The following is an 18,903-nucleotide window of genomic DNA, read 5'->3' as shown; positions in this document are numbered from 1 at the left end:
AGCCATTTATTTCACTTCCGGGCCATAAAACTTTAAGCCTAAAACCCCGGTCATGATTAGCAGCATGAAAAATATTTCCATGTAGGAGAGGCGTTGATTTAAAAACGAAACCTCTACTAACTTGATCAGGATGAGGGTTACCGCTGTCCAAACAGCATATGCTACGGCAGTTGGTACCAGTTTTATAGCCAATGAAAAGAAATAGATATTACCAATACCAAATACAATGTAACCTACAAATGGCAGCCAAACGGGTAAACCATGTTGCAGACTTAAAACAGAATTAAGACGAAGTGCCTTCAAATCGCTGAATTTCATGAATTTTAGCGAGAATGTCCAGGCCGCTTCAAACGCGGCGGCAATTAAAATATATAGCCAGGCCAATATGTTGTTAGTTTTGTTGTAGTACGTTTTCTTGTTCGGCTGCTAAGGTAACGGGTTGCGGCTCAATATCCAATTCAGGAGCTTTGTTTATTTTAACAGGAACGAGCGTTTTTAGCCTGGTTGGGATAATTGTTATCAGCCAATTTATAAACCTCGGCCTTAAATGATAATACCAGTTGAACCAACGGTATTTAAGCAATGTTTTTTCATCAAAGCGTTTTACGCTGAAGGCGTGCTGTAAAAAGTAATCTTTTGGGTAATCGTAATAAAGGCCCCAGTTTTCGGGTTTATCGCCCGGTGCGTGACCCGGGTCATAAGCAGTACCGAACAGGTAATCCCAAAATGAAAACTTGGTAGAGAAGTTGGCATGAAAAACCTCCTGGTAATTGGCATGGTGCCATAAATGCAATTGGGGCGAGTTAATAATGTATTTAAGTTTGCCCATGTTTACCTTGATATTGCCGTGTATAAACATGCCAAACATGGCATCTAACATGGCTTTTATCGGTATAACTATTGGGTCTGCACCTAACAAAATGATAGGTGCAAACTCAATAGTTTGATTAATGACGATCTCCATGATGTGCGAACGCGAACCGGCCAGAAAGTCAACCTCCTTACCAGAATGGTGCGCCTCATGAATACGCCAGAAAAATTTATTTGAATGCTGAAAGCGGTGAAACAAATAAATATAAAGGTCATGCGTAAACAGGAAAAACAACACTTGCAATACTATAGGCCAGTTACTTATTAAATGCAGATGCGATAGATCAAAGTGCGCCTCTAAGGGTTTAATGATATAATCGAAAATGAGGATCTTTAAAAAGTAGCTTTGTATCAGTGTATACCACACTAAATCAATCCAAAAACCTTCCCTGAAAAATTTCAAACCTTTTCTGTAAGGCGATATTCGTTCCCAGGCAATGATGAATCCTATCCAGCAAAAAAGGATAATGGACGTAATTATGGTAGTCAGTTTTTCCGGAGACATTACTATTATTTAACGCTTGGTTTTTCTTTGTATTCGTCGCTGATGTTTACCCTTAAACGCTTCATTGGCGCAAGTTCTGATTCGTAAACACGTTTTTCACCGTCACCGGCTGCTGTTTCAACATCCCTGATATCACGTACCAAGCGTTGTAAACCTTGTGGCTCAACAGAAGCTGCATGGTCAGATCCCCACATGGCACGGTCAAGCGTAAAGTGACGTTCAACAAATGTTGCACCCATGGCTACTGCACCTACCGTAGTTGCCAAACCTGTTTCGTGGCCCGAATAACCGATAGGGATGCCGGGATATTTGTTCTCCAGTGTTTGGATCATCCTAAGGTTAAGCTCCTGCGGAGGGCATGGATAAGCCGACGTTGAATGAGCAATAAACAATGGATAGTTTTCGTCGAATGCGTTGATATAATCCATGGTTGTTTCGATCTCTTTCATTGTCGACATGCCGGTTGATAGCATTAAGGGTTTACCGGTTTCCAATATACGCTGGATCAAAGCGAAATCAGTTAAGGATGCTGATGCAAGTTTGTACAGGATGGTATCAAACTGCTCCATAAAATCAACAGATGGTGCATCCCAGGCAGATACAAACCAATCGATACCTACTTTTTTGCAATATTGATCAATGGTTGCGTATTCGGCAATTCCAAATTCGGTTTTACGTTTGTAGTCAATATAAGTGATACGGCCCCACGGGGTATCACGCATAATTTCCCACTGATCGCGCGGCACGCAAATTTCCGGCGTGCGTTTTTGGAATTTAACGGCATCGGCTTTAGCAGCTACAGCTTCATCAATTAATTTTTTGCAAATTTCAAGTGAGCCGTTGTGGTTAATGCCAATTTCGGCAATGATATAGCTTGGCTGTCCTTTACCAATTACGCGGCCATTTTGCAAAGTGATGCTGCCATTTCTTGTTCCCGACAGATATTTATCACTTTTAGCTTCGATGATCATCTCTGCAAATTCACGGAAGCATCCATCGCCGCCATTTAATGAACTTACAAAATCAACCTGAGCTTTAACATGTGGCAAAGCATCGGCAGGAGAAGCTGTAAGACCGGCCAGTTTCATTACTTCAAGGTCGTTATAATCATCGCCTATAAAGGCAACTTCGTTAGGTTGCAGTTCTAAGCGGCTGCAAATTTCTTTAAAGGTAGTTGCTTTATCTTTTATACCTAAATGCAGTTCGGTGATCTGTAATTTTTCTGCTCTTTTAATTAATGATGGCGAGTTTTCGCCGGTGATGATACCTGTATTTACACCTGCAAATTTGCGAAGGCGCTCAACCCCCATACCATCGCGCATGCTGAATTTTTTTAAAAGTTCGCCGTCTTGATTGTAGTATACACCGGCATCAGTTAAAACCCCATCGTTGTCGGTAAGCAATAATTTAATGCCGGCCGCTTTTTGTTTCAAAATCTCGTTCATAATAGTTGATTTAAATTAAATAGCTGTCCACCCCCCGTCCACAACCAGGTTAGCGCCGGTCATATAAGCCGATGCCTCGCTGGCCAGGAATATAAGCGCGCCCTGATAGTCTGACGCCTGGGCCATGCGGCCTAATAATGTTTTTGCTGAATAGTTGCCAATAAAATCTTCGCTTTGCCCGGCTTCAACACCGCCCGGAGAAAGGGTATTTACCCGCACACCGGTATATCCCCAGTAGGCTGCCAAAAAGCGGGTGAAATTGATGATAGCACCTTTGGTTACCGGATATGCTGCCGACTTGTAAAAAGTTTGTTGCCCGCGCGAGTCGCGGTAAATGCTTTGATCAGGCCCAACCATGCCATAGGTTGATGCTATATTGATGATACTGCCGCTGCGTTGCAATGCCATGTGTGTACCAAATACCTGTGAACACAAGAATACGCCGGTAATATTTACATTAAGCGATTGTTGGAAAGCCTCTAACGGATAGTTTTCAAACGCTGATAGTTCCTTGGCCATGGCCGGGTTCTCGAACTTATCGTTAATGGCAGCGTTATTTACCAATATATCAACCGAATCATATTTATCAAGCGCTGCATTTAGCGCATCAATTAATGAATCCTTGCTGGTTACGTCAACGCTCAGGCCTAAATGGTTATCGCCCAACTGTGCGGCAAATGCTTTGGTTTCTTCGGTGTTTATGTCGGCTACTATTACGTTTGCACCTGCTGCTGCAAGGGCTTCGCAATGTTTACGACCGATAAGCCCCAACGCACCGGTTACTACGGCGGTTTTGCCTTTTAATGAAAACAGATCCATGACTTAGGCTATACTTTTGGGTTTGATGTTATAATTGCTCACCTTACGGAAAACGGCCTCTAACACTTCACCTTTCAGCTGATCTTTAATATTGCCGCTTTCGATGGCTGCTTTTAACAATGGCAATACATCACGATAAGCCGCAAGGATGTAGTCAATATCCTCGGTAGTATGGCTGTAGCACATATTGTGGAAACCCGCCCAAAGCACGCCGCGTTTTATCATTTCCTGCTGCATGAAGGTTTTTACTTCCAGTCCGTTACCTGCATCGGGAGTAAAGGTTACCATGCTGCGGCAGTTAAAACCAACGCAACGTGTGTATTTGTCAACGCCCAATTCAATGGCAAGACTGTTGTAGCCATCTTTTAACAGTGCGCCGTGCTCATCAAGGTATTGCGGTACTTTTTTATCGCGAAGTTCATTTATTGTAGCGATACAAGCTGCTAATGATAAAGCTTCGCCGCCAAATGTGGTATAGCTGAATACTTCGGAATTGAACATCTCCATCACGTCGGCACGGCCGGTTAATAATGCAATCGGCATACCATTGGCACATGCTTTTGAGAAAACAGCCAGATCCGCTTTTACATTAAAATACTCTTGCGCACCGCCAACAGCTACTCGGAAACCTGTCCACATTTCATCAAAAATGAGCAGAGTACCGTTGGCTTTGCATACCTCGGCAAGCTCCTGTAAATAGCCCGGTTTGGGCGCTTCAAAAATGAAAGGTTCTAAGATCAGAGCTGCAACAGTTTCATCCAAAGCTGCTTTTACCGATTCAATATCGTTATATTCAAAAGTATAGGTAAGGTCCTGGATAGCTTCGGGAACGCCTGAGTTTCGGCTGGTGATACCAATGTACCAGTCATGCCAGCCGTGGTAACCACAGCAAAATACCTTATCGCGGCCGGTAAAAGCACGGGCTACGCGGATAGCTGCCGAACAAACATCAGCTCCTGTTTTAGAGATTTTTACCGCTTCTGCATTAGGCACAACCTGTTGTACCAGTTCCGAAAGTTCAACCTCCAAAGGGTGCATTAATGAAAAAGTGATACCATCATTTAATTGCTGACGGATAGCTTCATCAACTGCCGGGTAAGCGTAACCCAAAGAAATAGGGCCGATGGCCGAGTTCAGGTCGATGTATTCGTTACCGTCAACATCCCATACGTGCGATCCTTTGCCTTTTACAAGGTATTTTGGCGCAGCACCTTTGGTAAATTGCCCCGGACCTTTAGCCAGTGTTTGGGTAACCGGTTTTTGAACTTTTAAAGCGCGTTCGTATAATTTGTCCGACTCGGTAATGTTTGGATAATCGTTGTTAAGGTCTATTTTATTAGCCATGATCAATATTTTTATTCTGAAAATTCAGGTGTTAAAATTTGTGGTTGGTTGTGGGCAGTTTGGTAGCCCAGTATTTTTTCGGCAATTTGTTTGCCGGTAAAACCCTCGTGCTCCAATACTGATGGAAGCAGCGCCGGCCTGAACCATTTTTCGTTCAAAGCCATAGGCAATACATTGGCGGTTGTGCGGTGTTTTAATAAAACTTCGGCCACGATGGTGTAAAGGCCACCGGTTAAAAAATGGTCTTCAAGCGTGACTACCAGTTTGCTTTGTGCCGATGCTTTCAGTATAGCCTGCTCATCAACAGGTTTAAGGCTGCGCATGTTGATCAAACCAACAGAAAGGCCTTCGCTTTTCAGCATTTCAACGGCTATCAGTGCCTGCTCAAACAGCAAGCCATAGGTTAAGATGGTTACGTCGCTTCCTTCAGCTATTACTTCGGCTTTGCCTGGGGTAAAAGGTTCGTGTACGTAAGTGGTTTTGCGTGTATTGATGCGGGTGTAGGCCGGGCTTTTGCTTTCCCATATCTGGGGCAGCATTTTTACCAGGTCATCTTCATCGGCCGGGGCAAATACTGTTACATTGGGGATACCCCTCATGATCGAGATATCTTCAATTGCCTGGTGGGTTGGGCCGTTACCGTCTGATAAAAAACCGGGGATGAACGAGCTTAGCTTAACCGGCAAATTGGCTATGCCAACATCGGTGCGCACAAACTCAAACGCACGCATGGTTAAAAAAGCAGCGAGCGCATGCACAACAGGCGTGCGGCCACGCAATGCCAGACCAGCTGCCGCGCCAATCATGGTTTGTTCGGTAATACCTGTATCAATAAAACGTTTGCCTAATATGCCGGGCAGGTTGCGTACCAGCGCACGGTTTTCGGCGGTCATTACAATCACCTGCTCGTTGGCAAGCGCTGTTTGGGTTAAAAGTTCTTCGTAACTCATCTTATCGCACCACTAAAGTTTCTGATGTTAATGTTGTTCGATGTTCGCCATGCAGCTCCAATAAAAGTTGCTGGATTTCGTCTGCATTAAAATTGCAGAACCACCTGTCTGCGCGTTCCTGGATACTTGGGAGGCCTTTACCGCGTACGGTATCGGCAATAATTACATTCAGTTTTCCGGCCTGGAAAGGGAAGGCGCCGAAAGCTTCGTCAAGCTCGGCAAAACTGTGCCCGTTTATTCTTTTAACTGCCGCACCAAATGCCTCAAACTTATCGGCAAGCGGCTCCAGCGGAATCAGGTCTTCCGTACGCATATTAGCCTGGAAATGGTTGCGGTCAACCACAAACAGCAGGTTATCCAGTTTATAAGCATTGGCCACCAGCATAGCTTCCCAGCAAGTACCTTCGTTCAATTCGCCATCGCCCAAAATACAAACCACTTTGTTGGCGCTGCCGCTGATTTTCAGGTCCATAGCCACACCAATGGCTACCGATGGTAAATGGCCTAATGAGCCTGAATGAAACTCGATACCCGGGATTTTTGTATTGGGGTGCCAGTAAATATGATCGTTAAGTAAAAGGTGATTTTTCAGTCGCTCTTTTTCCAATAAACCCAGTTCGGCGAAGGTGCCGTACAAGGCAGGTACATCATGGCCTTTTGACAGAAAAAGGTAATCGCGGTTGGGATCATCAAGATTATCCTTATTGATATTCAAAAAGCGACTGTATAAATAAACGATCAGATCCACCGCCGATAGCGATGCACCTGTAAAGCACCCGCCATCGGTAGACATGCGGATGATGTGCTCCCGTACCTTCAGAGCGGTGTCTGTTAATTCCTGGTAATTGTTGTTCTCCTCTGTTATCATTCGCTTGTTATAATTCCTGTAAGTTTTTTGTGGGTGCCTGTTTGGTTTGGGCAGCTGTAATTGTTTTTAACTCATCTACATGGTGCCTGTACCAGTTTACCCCGGCATATTGTGCATTGATGTTATAGATCTCGGGTTTTTGAGTTAGCAGGTTAAGAATATCATCGCACGAGAACTGATTATTATCGGCATATAATTCGCGGAATACACGCTCTATGAAATAATAGTCTTCTGCGTAGTCAATCGTAAAGCGGTGCGACATGGAATAATCCAAACCGGCAGGCCAGGTTACGTTACCAATCTTGAACAATTGCGGATTTTCCCATATATAAGGAGTGGTATGCTCCAGCTCCAGTTCCCGGCTTGCTTGTTCCCATGCTTTGGTGAGGCATTCCATGGTCATGATCTCCACGTCGTTGCCATCGGGATAAGTTGCCGGGTGCAGGTTGCTTACAAAATCGAAGTTGTTCCTGTTGGCAAAAAAGTAATCCAATACATGATCAACAATACGCGGATCAATCAGCGGGCAATCAGACGGGATCTTTAATACAACATCCGCATGATGAAGTTTTGCCGCTTGGTAATGCCTGTTGAGCAGGTTATTCAGACTGCCGCGATAATAAGGGATACCTATGTTAATGGCTTCATTGATGATGATATCATCATCTGGGGTTTCGGATGTGGCAATGATCACTTCTGCCTCATGGCTGATCATTTTGAGTCGTTCAATCATCCTTGCCAGCAGGCTTTTACCTAAAATAGGCAGCATCACTTTACCCGGCAACCGACTTGATGCCATGCGGGCCTGTACTACTATTAAGATTTTATGTTTCACGGTAAAATGATTACCAGTTAGCTATTAGTTCTTCGGTTAATTGCGGCTCTGGCTTGCTAAGCTGGTATTTATACATAGCCAGGTGTGGGTCAAAGCTTTTTTTATCGCCGCTGTGGTTTAAGAAACCGCGGCAAATGGCAGCGATATTTCTTGCCGATACCCCATCGTTTTGTATTGGTGCAAGTCTTTTAAGCTCATCGACATCAAAAAGCGAATGAACCTTTTTACCTAACGCAATACCCGTATAAACTACGGTTGAGTATTGGGTAATGAGCTCGCAGCAATTAGCTATCATGTGGTTAGTATTGCCTTTGCTGTATACCAATGTACCGGCCGGTGTATTAGCGTATATTTCTTTTTCTGCACGCTCTACATTCTCATTGGGGTGAAGCTTAAAGAGCAATGGGCGACCATCGGCAATTTTTACTGCCTTTTTAATAAAGGCAATCCTGTTTTCAATGCGGAAGGTTTCGCGCATATCGGTAGTGGCTACCATGACATAGTTATGATGCGGAAAATCATTATTAACGTGTTGAACCAGGTTATCGTAATTTGGCATGCCTGTTACCACAATTTTGTGTTCGTGGGTACCTTTGCCCTTAAAGTATTGTTTGTAACCTTCTGACGCTGCACAATAAACATCACATATGTTTGATGATCCGTTTAGCGAAGTATTGCCGCAAAGTGTAGGAGGAAGCTTTAGCGCTTTAACAACACTGCTCCAGGGGGTATAACGATCAATCATACCTTCCTGCACCCAAATGGTTTTAATGTTGCGCATGCGTGGGGGCACAATCAGGTCGGTACAAAATACAACAAGGTCGTAGTGGTTTCTCTTTGCTCCAAAGTCAATTTGCAAATCGTTTTTTTGAAGATAGTCTTCAGAAATTAATCTGAATTTGTTGGAAAGCACGGTACCACTAAGGAGGGTGGTTTTATTTATAATACTATTTAATGTGGTGTTATCAGTAAACAACTGGCTAAACCAGCAATCAAATTCAGGCAGCTCATTGGCTATCTGGTGCATTTGCGTGGTTTGGTTAATTGAACCGGTAATGAATAATATTTTCTTCATCCTTTTATTTCAATTAGCAATAGATCCCTGAAATTTTGTTTGTGAAAGGCATTAAGGTATAACCCGATTTTGTAAAGATTCTGTAGCAATTATTAGTCGTGAAAATGAATCGGTCGACAGGCACAGTAATATTGTCAGGTTGAATAATAATCATATCAAGTATCAAAATATTGTAGCTGCAAACACTTTACAAATCCCTTATCCAGAATTTAAACAAGTGGTTGCAACCATGCCCATATCCGGCTAAAACTTATGATTTGATAAATGTAGGAGGGCAATTTTTAAATAATGAGAACCCTAAGTTATCAAATCGTTAAGCCGTGATATGCAGTAAATTATTTATTAACAAACAATACGCACTGTTAATTACTTTAAACAGAGCGTTATAGCGCAGGAGAGAAATAGTAAGATATAATAAAATGCAGTAAGGTTAACTGAAATACAAGTTACAATCAAGTTTACACTATTGCAAAATTTTTCTTACAAAGTATTTTCCAACAATGAAAAAAGCTAATTTTGCTGGTTTGGCCAGGAAAAAAACCGCGCACCTAAATAAAGGATTATGCCCCGGCATAATATGGGCATTTATGCAGACAACCAGCGTGGTTAGGCAAGCTTTTTTAAAAAATAATTGGGTTATCAGACCGACTAAACCATTACCTTAAATATGATCAGCATAGCGGTAATAAATAGTACAATCATCCCGCTAAGAAAAAGGTAATCGGCCACCGCTTCTGAACGGCCTCCTGGTTTAATATTTCCCCTGATGGAAAGAAAAGAAAGTATGCAGCTTAGCATAAAGAAAACAAGCGCTATAGTTACCGTTTCGTCAATATAAGTCCGTTCGGAAAGCTTCAGGAATTTTAACGAAGTAAGCACGACAAAGCATAGCCCCAGTAAATTTGATGCTGCATTAAGGATGTGTGGCGATTTATCATTGCGGGTCATATAGTCATAAAACTAATAAAATTTGCTATATCGAAACTGTTTATCTTCAAAATGTTTATAGGTCAATATCAGGAAGGTAATAACATAACCGCCGGGCTTATATGTGAAATGATTGCAGATTGATTATTTTTATACCTGCGCAAGAGCTTTAAAAGCTATTACCATAACAACTATGTTATTGTGTTATTCAGAACTATCTTTTAACAAATAACGATATATCGCCACTTGTTTCTATGTTGACTATTGTTAAGTTATTGTATGTTAGTTGTTTGTGTGTTTGGTATGGCTCTTGTTAGCGGTTTAGTTTATTGTATTTTAAGTCCCTATATCTTAAACACATTACCTCATGACAAAAAAGATACTCACTTTTTTATTCCTTACAGGTTCGGCTGTGTATGCTAATGCCCAGGCCATTGCGCCATCGGCCTGGCAAAAATTTTCGGACAGCACAGTTGTAAGTGTCCATACTTCATATGATGATGTAAGCGGGATTCACCGTTGGCTGTTTGGCGAAAATTATCGTAAAGACTGGGCCATGAAAGTGAAGCTTCCGGTTATAAAGCTATCGCAAATAAATGGTGGACTATCTCCTATTAAACAGGGTGGTGGCATGGAATCAAAGTCGTTACGTTTGGAAGATAAAACCGGCCGCGAATGGGTATTGCGCAGTGTTGAAAAAACACCGGATAAACTACTACCCGAAAATTTGCAAGGCACCTTTGCTGTTGATTGGGTTGGCGACGAGTTTAGTGGCCAGCACCCATATTCGGCTTTGATTGTACCGCCCCTTGCAGAAGCTGTGCACGTGCCGCATGCTAACCCGGTTATAGGGGTTGTGGCTGAAGACCCTGCCCTTGGACAATACAGCAAGTTATTTGTTGGTACTGTATGTTTGATAGAGGAGAGGGAGCCTACCGGTTCGTCAGATAATACCCTTAAAATGGAAGGGCAGCTGCTTAAAAGTTTTGATAACAGGCTGGACGGAGAAGGCTTTTTACGGGCCCGCATGCTTGATCTTTTGATGGGGGATTGGGACAGGCACGAAGATCAGTGGCGCTGGGCTGACACTAAAAATGGTAAAGGTAAAACCTATACAGCTGTACCACGTGATCGTGATCAGGTATTTCATGTTACTCAGGGTGTGTTTCCGAGTATTGCTGCGCTACCATGGATAGATCCTTTACTTGAAGATTTTACCGGGGATATTCCGCATGTAAAATATTCGCTGTTCAAAACAAGGTTCATGAAACAATACCCGGATGCGCAAATAAGCTACGAGCGGTGGATGCAGATTGCCAATGAGTTTGTTAAAGCAGAAACAGATGCCGTACTTGAAGAGAGTTTAAAACGGCTGCCCGCAGAAAGCTATAAATTGAGGCATAATGAGTTGCTTGCTATATTAAAACAACGCCGTGATAATATACCGGCAGCAATGAGCGAGTATTATAAGTTTGCGAATAGGATAGTAGATATCCGCGCTACCGATAAAAGCGAGCTGATCACCGTTGCCGACGCCCCGGACAAGGCTATGCGTATAACAATTAATAAACTAAATAAAGATGGCGAAACCAAAGATCAGTTTATGGATATGGTATACAAGCCCGAGATTACTAAAGAAATAAGGTTGTATGTTTCTGCCGGAGATGACCGCATCGTTATTGATAATGCCAATTCGCCTATTAAGTTAAGATTGATTGATAGTGTGGGCAGTAAAACTGTTGAGATTAAGCAATCGGCACAAACAATAAAATTTTACGGACGGAGAGATAGTACCAATTTTACCGGCAATGTTGGCCAATTAAATAAACATCTTTCAAACGATACATCAAATACTCAGTTTTTACCAACTAACTTATATAATGTGTGGATGCCCCTTGCAACCGCCGCATTAAATAAGGACGATGGTTTTTTACTTGGCCTGGGTTTTCAATATACCGGTCATGACGGGTTCAGGAAGTTGCCTTATTCAACATTGCAACAGGTAATGATAACCCATTCGTTTGCTACTGATGCTTTCAGGATCAAATACAGGGGGGAGTGGATAGATGCCATCGGCAAAGCTGATTTTATTATGCAGGCCAACATCCAGTCGCCTGATAATACGGTGAACTTTTTTGGCCTGGGTAATGAAAGTCCTTTAAATAAATTTCCGGGTTATCGCACTTACTACCGTACGCGGTATGATATTTACCAGTTTGATCCGGCTTTGCGCTGGCATACCGGTAAAAACAGTGATATCAGCGTTGGTCCTTCATTTCAGTTTTATCATCTCGATCTTTCACAAAATACCGGGCGGTTCATCAACCAAACATCGCTTATTAACTCTTATGATAGCTTAACAGTTGGAAAAGATAAAGCACATCTTGGCGCACTGATAAATTATACTACAAATCAGCGGGATAATAATATCCTGCCTACGAAAGGGTATTATTTTACTGTAACGGTACAGGGTTATGAAGGGCTTAATAGTTATTCCAAATCATTTGTACAGATCAAGCCGGAGTTTACTTATTATCAAAAGCTAACGCCCGGAGGTGCTATTGTATTATCCGATCGTGTTGGCGGTGGTGTAAGTTTTGGTAAACCTGCTTTTTATCAGTCGATGTTTTTAGGCGGGCAGGGCAACCTGCTTGGTTATCTGCAAAACCGTTTTGCAGGCAAGCATATGGTATTTAATAATTTGCAGGGACGCATTAAGCTTGCCGACATCGCCAGCTATATTATACCCGGCCAGTTAGGCCTGGTAGGTTTTTATGATGCCGGCCGGGTTTGGATTGAGGACGAGCATTCAGATAAGTGGCACACAGGTACAGGCGGTGGCTTATATTTTGCACCTGCAAGTTTAACGGTATTACAAATATTGGCCGGCCATTCAAGCGAAGGTTGGTATCCTTATATATCACTTAATTTTAGGTTGTAATTAACCCTGGCGAAAGCCTTTGTAAACTATAAAGAAAAGGGTCGGAATCTCACCAGAAAGATTTCGGCCCTTTTGTGTTATTGTTTGGTTTTGAGTGAGTTAGGTTGAGTGTGTGCCAAATTGTATGAATGTTAAAAGAATTAAGGAATATTTAACATTAAGTAGTAAAATACCTTCGAAAAATACATTTCTTCATGAATCCTTATTCCTATGTTGTTAATGTGAAAATCCTTTCTTAATACAGCGAGGATAGTTTTGTTGCAAACTAACTGTATTGCAATGAAACAAAATTTACTTAAAATTTCACGATTGCTACTGGTTATGATTGTTTGCATGTTCACTTATAGTAGCTTGCAAGCTCAAACCTTAACAATCAGAGGCATCGTTTTAGACGATAACAATCAGCCGCTTCCGGGTGTAAGCGTGACAATTAAAGACACCAAACAAGGCGGCCTTACCAACGAAGGAGGTCGTTTTACCATTTCGGCAAGTAAAGGCCAAACGCTTGTTTTCCATACTATTGGCTTTGCTACCCAGGAGGTAGTAATAGGAACAGAAGTTTACCTTTCTGTTAATTTAAAATCTGATACAAAAGCGCTATCCGAAGTTGTAGTAACAGCATTAGGTGTAAAAAAGGAATTTCAAAAATTAGGCTACTCACAATCGCAGGTTAGAGGTGATGCTTTAACAACTGCCCGTGATGCCAACCCTTTAAACTCACTGGCCGGTAAAATTGCAGGTTTAAGCATTGGTGCAAATGCCGAGTTTGCAGGTGCGCCAACTGTGGTACTGCGCGGTAGTAAAGATGTATTATACGTTGTTGACGGTGAGCCCGTGAACTCTGATACTTATGACTACAACGCTGATGACATAGAAACCTACACTGTACTCAAAGGCCCTAACGCGGCAGCTCTTTATGGTTTTCGCGGTATTAATGGTGCTATCATCATCACCACTAAAAGAGGTTCAAAGGATAAAAAAGGCTGGCAGGTAGATTTCAATAGCACTACAGAGCTGGAAAAAGGCTTCCTTGTATTGCCAAAAAGCCAAACCGAGTATGGCCGTGGTAGCAACTTCGCCTATACTTACGGCAACGTATTGTATGATAACACGCAGCGTTTGCCAGAATGGGGCCCTCGTTTTGATGGTGTTTTCCAAACACAACAATATGACAGCCCTTATGATGCCGCAACAGGTATCAGGCAAAAAACACCTTGGTTAGCGCGAGGTGCAAAAAACTTTGAAAACTTTGTGCAAACTGGTATCACCAATACCAACTCACTATCTATAGCGGCCAGCGGATCAAACTATGATATGCATATTTCTTATGGCCACACTTACCAGAAAGGTGATTTCCCTAACACTAAATTAAATATCGATAACTTTAAGATTGCTGCCGGTTACGATATTACCCCCAAATTACGTGTTGAAGGTGATTTGAACCTTAACCAATTGTATTCGCCAAACATTCCCGACGTTGATTATAGCCCGCAAAGTTATGTATACATGTTTAAGGTATACGGCTCTGCAGATTATGATGTAAACGCGCTGAAAAATATCTATCAGGGCCCGCAGGGTGTTCCGGGTTTACAACAGTACGCCCAGGAATACGGTCGTTTAAATAACCCCTGGTTTATTGCCGATAAATGGCTTAAAGGCAGAACCAAGCAAACTATTTACGGTTCATTAAAATTGAGCTACAAAATCACTCAGGATTTGAATGTTAGCTTACGCGAAGCTTTAAATACTTATGATGAGCAAAATACCGAGCAGGTACCTGCAGGCGCTAACCTTAACCAATACCTTTCATGGTATACTTTTGGCTGGTACGGCGATTACAGACAGGATGACCGTAACCTGTTAGATAACAATACCGATTTGACATTTACTTACAACCACAAATTTGGTGACTGGAATATTTCAGGCTTACTGGGTGGTAATGCAAGGTCATTCTCATACAAATCTGACTGGGGTACAACTCAGGTTTTAGCTTTGCCAGGGGTGTACAATCTTAATAACTCGGCAGGTAAACCTTATATCTACAATTTTGATTCAAAAATGCAGGTATATAGCGGTTACTACTCGTTTGATTTTGGTTACAAAAATTATTTCAGCATCAATACTACCAACCGTGTAGACCACCTGTCAACATTACCTTCAGGTAATAACACTTTCTTCTATCCATCAGTAGCTATCAGCAGTGTTGTTACTGACTACATCAAATTACCTGAGTTTATTTCATTCTTAAAAGTGCGTGGTTCATTTGCCGACGTTAAGGGTGGTTTAACTTCACCAACTATCGGTACTTCATACAATGCTTTAAATTCAACTGCATTGGGTACCGGTTGGAACTCAAAACCGGTTACAGGGTTATTAGGTTATGGCACAGAGTTGTATACTCCGTATAATGGTCCAACATATTTGAATGCGTCGCCTATTGCTACCGCAACTTTCTATAACGGTACACCTTCAGTTACCTTATCAAATACAATTTCAAACGATAAGATCAAACCTTTCGACGTTAAATCATACGAAGCTGGTTTTGATGCAAAATTCTTAGGAAACCGTTTAGGTTTAAATGGTACTTACTTTACTACCGAGAATGGTCCTAACATTTTTCCATTGGGTGTAGCTACCTCTACAGGCAACACAAACCAATTGGTAAATGGTGTAACTACACGTAAAAGAGGTTTCGAGGTTGAGTTGATGGGTTCTGTGTTGAAAAACCCTAATGGTCTTAACTGGGATGTTAACGTAAACTATTCAACTTACAAAGAAACTATTAAATCAATTTATAACGGTGTATCAACTTTACAGCAAAACAACCATAACTATGTTGTTGGCGACAGGCCTGACGCTATCTACGGTACCAAATTCGTAAGAGACGGTAACGGTAATATCGTTAACACTTATTCGGTTGATGCAACCGGTAAAGTATCTGGTGGTGTGCCTCTTACTTCTCCGGGTGGTATCAGCAACCAGGGCTTGTTAGGTTATGCTAACCCTGATTTCTCATTTGGTATTACCAACACGTTCACTTACAAAGGCTTTATTTTAAGCTTCCAGTTTGATGGCCGTATCGGTGGTAAAATTTACGACAGAACTTACTACCAGGCAATGAATGGTGGTACCGATCTGGAAACTGCTACCGGTGCTTTCGGTGCAGCCCGTTTAGCTGAGTGGAAAAGTACCAATGAAGGTACCGTAGGTGCAACGCCATCATACGTTGGCCCTGGTGTTCACATTGTAAGCGGTACACCAATATTTGTTGGCGGTCAGATAGCTAACTTAAAAGACCTGACTTTTGCTCCTAATACAATTCCTGTAACAGTACAGAGCTATGTATCGAGTGGTATCGGCGGCAATTTTGATGAGTACTATATGATTAGCCGCTCATATGCAAAATTGCGTGAAGCAAGTTTAGGTTATTCATTACCTGCAAGTATGTTAAGAGGTTCATTTATTAAAAAAGTAACCTTCTCGGTTGTGGGCAGAAACCTGCTTTATTTTGCAGCACGTAAAGATATTGACCTTGACCAGTTTGCATCAGGCTATAATGCGTCAGATCGTAGTTTAGTTGGTGGAAATGGCGGAAGCGACCTTGAAAGCCCAACAGCCCGTCGTTACGGTTTCAACATCCATTTAACATTCTAATTATCACATTGATTTAAAGAAAATTTATGAAAATAAAATCATTAATCCCATTTGCCCTGTTGTTAACAATGGGCATGGTATCAATAACCGGCTGTCAGAAAGGGGATTTGATTAATAACCCCAACGTGGCTGGCTCAAATTCAATAGTACCTTTATCGTTGCTATTGAACCATATAACTGCAACGCTGAGCCGTAGTGATGAGCAACCTTTCGGTTATACCGCAGTTGCTGATCAATATATAGTTGCTAACTATTCATATTATAGGGGGACCAATACTTATAACTTTGGTAATACATCTGATAGTTATGATATATTGAAGTACACGCTTAAACTTGAGCAGCAGGCTACTGCTCAGTTGGGCAATCAAACCAATAAATATTATGCTTTAGGTGAGTTTTTCAAAGCTTATTCTGGCATTTGGTTGAGCCAAAGAGTAGGTGACATCCCGTTTTCTCAAGCGGGTGATCCTACAAACCTTACACCTAAATATGATACGCAGCACGATGTTTACAAAGCTGCACTTGCCCAGTTAGAAACAGCCAATACATTAATTGGCGCGTTGGTAACTGCTAATCCAAGCCTTGCCAATACCGCTATCGATGCAAATCAGGGTGATATTTTTAACCTTACTTATCAGCAATGGCAAAAAGTGATCAATACTTACCGTCTGCGTATCCTGATCAGCCTGAGCAAACGCGCTACAGATAATACCGATCTGCAGATTCCTCAACAGTTTGCAGCTATATTAGGTAACCCAACCAAGTATCCGATCATGACCGGAAACGGTGATAACCTGGTTTACCGTTTTAACGCTGTTAACCGTTACTCAACTTTTTCTTTGGGTTTAAATCCGTATAACAACTATGCTAATCCAGGCAGTACTTATATCAATATTGAAACTGCAACATCAGATCCGCGTTTGTTTGTAACCTCTACGCCGGCTCCTTTACAGATCAGCGGTGGCAAAACTTTCAGTGATTTCTCGGCCTATGTTGGTTCTGATATGAACCAGGCACAACCGGCCTTGTTAACCAACTCAAACAACGGTATATACTCTTTCAGTAACTACACCCGTTATTATGTTTCGTCAACCGGTGCAAATGCAGAGCCGTTTGTGTTTATCGGTTACTCTGAGATGTGTTTCAACATTGCAGAAGGTATAAACAGGGGATGGGCTACAGGTAGCGCGGCAACCTGGTACAATAACGGTATCAATGCTTCATTGGCATTATACGGTTTAACCAACGGCCAGTCTTTAACTATTACCTTCCCAATCGCATCAACCGAGACTTCAATTAACCCTAAAAACATTAAGCAAGGTGATCCATGGGGTACCGCTACAGTAGATATCCCTTCATTTTTGGCTAAAGTTGTTTATGCAGGCGATAACGCGGCTGGATTAACTCAAATCCTTACACAGAAATATATTTCTATGTTCAATAACTCAGGATGGGAAGCTTTCTACAACTTCAGGAGAACCGGCATACCTGCATTTACGCAGGGTGGTAGTGGTATTGGAACTCCAAATAACCTGATCCCGCGTCGCTGGCAGTACCCTGTTTCTGAGGGTGCATATAACGCAGCAAACAATAAGGCTGCACTTGCATCGCAGTTCGGCGGTACAGACGACCTTACTAAAGACACCTGGTTAACCAAGTAATAAAAAATAACTAAACTAAAACCTTAACAGGGGCACTTACAAGTGTCCCTGTTTTATAATTTAAAAGGATATGAAAAAAATAATTTTATCAGCACTGGCCATTATTGCACTTTACAGCAGTGTTAGCGCACAGGTTGCAGATAGCGCCAAACGTAAGGTGGAACTACAAGGGGCTGTAAATTTCAGGGATTTGGGTGGCTATACCACTAAAGACGGGCATCACGTAAAATGGGGCAAAATATATCGCAGTGCCGATATGAGCAAGCTTACAGATCAGGATCTGGCTACGTTGGCCGAACGTAAGATTGCTTATGATGTTGATTTACGTGGTACGCAGGAATCAAAACAAGCGCCCGACCGCATGAACCCTAACACCGATTATATTCTATGCCCTGCCGGTAGCGATAATGTAGGCAATATGATGCAAAGCTTTAAAGGCAAAACCCACGGCGATTCGATCATGGTAGATTACTACAGCAATACAACGTATCTGGCCGATAGATATAAACCATTTTTCGGTAAACTGCTGGCTATGCCCGAAGATAAAAGCCTTGTATTTCATTGCACCGCAGGTAAAGACCGCACAGGTATTGGCGCTGCATTATTGTTATATAGTTTAGGTGTTCCTTATGAAACCATTATGAACGATTATGAAGCATCAAACTATTACCGTGCTGCCGAAAACGAAAAAATGGCTAAACAAATGGTTCAGTTTATGAAGATTAACGAAGGTGTTGCCAAAGATGTGGTTGCCGTTAAAAAAGAATACCTTGATGCCACGTTTACCGCAATCAAAAAACAGTATGGCTCTGTTGATAATTACCTCAAAACACAGGTAGGTTTAACTGATGAGAATATCACGGAACTTAAAGCAAAGTTTTTAGAATAGATATTCTTAGATATTGTTGCTATAAAGCCAGCGTGAACGAATTGACTGTAAGTTTGCCTGTTATCGAGGTTGTTAATGGCTCGCCCGGAGCGATAATGTATTGTTTAAGAAAGTCGCGAC

14 protein-coding genes are annotated in these 18,903 nt (G+C 42.0%); 4 read left to right on the top strand and 10 right to left on the bottom strand.

Annotated elements, in window-relative coordinates; translation table 11 throughout:
* Positions 1 to 6: 6 nt before the first annotated feature.
* The 10 genes from BMX50_RS10880 to BMX50_RS10835 form a co-directional block, all read right to left on the bottom strand.
* The gene (locus BMX50_RS10880; RefSeq protein ID WP_199232876.1) at positions 7 to 384 is read right to left on the bottom strand and encodes a DMT family transporter; all 378 of its coding nucleotides are present in this window, start codon (positions 382 to 384) and stop codon (positions 7 to 9) included.
* Positions 385 to 391: 7 nt separating this feature from the next.
* On the bottom strand, positions 392 to 1,375 hold the full coding sequence (locus BMX50_RS10875; protein ID WP_091210548.1) for a sterol desaturase family protein: 984 nt from the start codon (positions 1,373 to 1,375) through the stop codon (positions 392 to 394).
* Between the two features lie 5 nt (positions 1,376 to 1,380).
* Entirely contained in the window at positions 1,381 to 2,820 is a 1,440-nt protein-coding gene (locus BMX50_RS10870; protein ID WP_091210547.1) for an N-acetylneuraminate synthase family protein, read from the bottom strand.
* A 15-nt stretch (positions 2,821 to 2,835) separates the two neighbouring features.
* Entirely contained in the window at positions 2,836 to 3,639 is an 804-nt protein-coding gene (locus BMX50_RS10865; RefSeq protein ID WP_091210546.1) for an SDR family oxidoreductase, read from the bottom strand.
* A 3-nt stretch (positions 3,640 to 3,642) separates the two neighbouring features.
* A complete protein-coding gene (locus BMX50_RS10860; protein ID WP_091210545.1) occupies positions 3,643 to 4,983 on the bottom strand; it encodes an aminotransferase class III-fold pyridoxal phosphate-dependent enzyme in 1,341 nt (446 codons plus the stop codon).
* Between the two features lie 11 nt (positions 4,984 to 4,994).
* Positions 4,995 to 5,933 (bottom strand): transketolase family protein, encoded by a 939-nt coding sequence (locus tag BMX50_RS10855; RefSeq protein WP_091210544.1) that lies wholly within the window; start codon positions 5,931 to 5,933, stop codon positions 4,995 to 4,997.
* A 1-nt stretch (position 5,934) separates the two neighbouring features.
* Positions 5,935 to 6,801 carry a transketolase gene (locus BMX50_RS10850; protein WP_091210543.1) on the bottom strand — a complete coding sequence of 289 codons (867 nt, stop codon included), beginning with the start codon at positions 6,799 to 6,801 and terminating at the stop codon, positions 5,935 to 5,937.
* Positions 6,802 to 6,808: 7 nt separating this feature from the next.
* Positions 6,809 to 7,636, bottom strand: a complete 828-nt coding sequence (locus tag BMX50_RS10845) for a glycosyltransferase family protein (RefSeq protein ID WP_244280943.1) — start codon at positions 7,634 to 7,636, stop codon at positions 6,809 to 6,811.
* 10 nt (positions 7,637 to 7,646) lie between these two features.
* Positions 7,647 to 8,711 (bottom strand): UDP-N-acetyl glucosamine 2-epimerase, encoded by a 1,065-nt coding sequence (locus BMX50_RS10840; RefSeq protein ID WP_208864684.1) that lies wholly within the window; start codon positions 8,709 to 8,711, stop codon positions 7,647 to 7,649.
* Positions 8,712 to 9,359: 648 nt separating this feature from the next.
* Positions 9,360 to 9,659, bottom strand: coding sequence for a hypothetical protein (locus tag BMX50_RS10835; RefSeq protein WP_091210542.1), 300 nt, complete (start codon positions 9,657 to 9,659; stop codon positions 9,360 to 9,362).
* A 346-nt stretch (positions 9,660 to 10,005) separates the two neighbouring features.
* Here BMX50_RS10835 and BMX50_RS10830 point away from each other — a divergent pair, with 346 nt between their 5' ends.
* The 4 genes from BMX50_RS10830 (at position 10,006) to BMX50_RS10815 (ending at position 18,783) form a co-directional block, all read left to right on the top strand.
* A complete protein-coding gene (locus BMX50_RS10830; RefSeq protein ID WP_091210541.1) occupies positions 10,006 to 12,579 on the top strand; it encodes a BamA/TamA family outer membrane protein in 2,574 nt (857 codons plus the stop codon).
* A gap of 279 nt (positions 12,580 to 12,858) precedes the next feature.
* Positions 12,859 to 16,233 carry a SusC/RagA family TonB-linked outer membrane protein gene (locus BMX50_RS10825; RefSeq protein WP_091210540.1) on the top strand — a complete coding sequence of 1,125 codons (3,375 nt, stop codon included), beginning with the start codon at positions 12,859 to 12,861 and terminating at the stop codon, positions 16,231 to 16,233.
* Positions 16,234 to 16,259: 26 nt separating this feature from the next.
* On the top strand, positions 16,260 to 17,894 hold the full coding sequence (locus BMX50_RS10820; protein ID WP_091210539.1) for a SusD/RagB family nutrient-binding outer membrane lipoprotein: 1,635 nt from the start codon (positions 16,260 to 16,262) through the stop codon (positions 17,892 to 17,894).
* Between the two features lie 70 nt (positions 17,895 to 17,964).
* Positions 17,965 to 18,783 (top strand): tyrosine-protein phosphatase, encoded by an 819-nt coding sequence (locus BMX50_RS10815; RefSeq protein WP_091210538.1) that lies wholly within the window; start codon positions 17,965 to 17,967, stop codon positions 18,781 to 18,783.
* The last annotated feature ends 120 nt before the right edge of the window (positions 18,784 to 18,903 follow it).

This window comes from Mucilaginibacter gossypiicola (assembly GCF_900110105.1).
Taxonomy (GTDB): domain Bacteria; phylum Bacteroidota; class Bacteroidia; order Sphingobacteriales; family Sphingobacteriaceae; genus Mucilaginibacter; species Mucilaginibacter gossypiicola.
The sequence above is the reverse complement of the archived record's forward strand: the minus strand, read 5'-3'. Positions and strand labels throughout refer to the sequence as shown.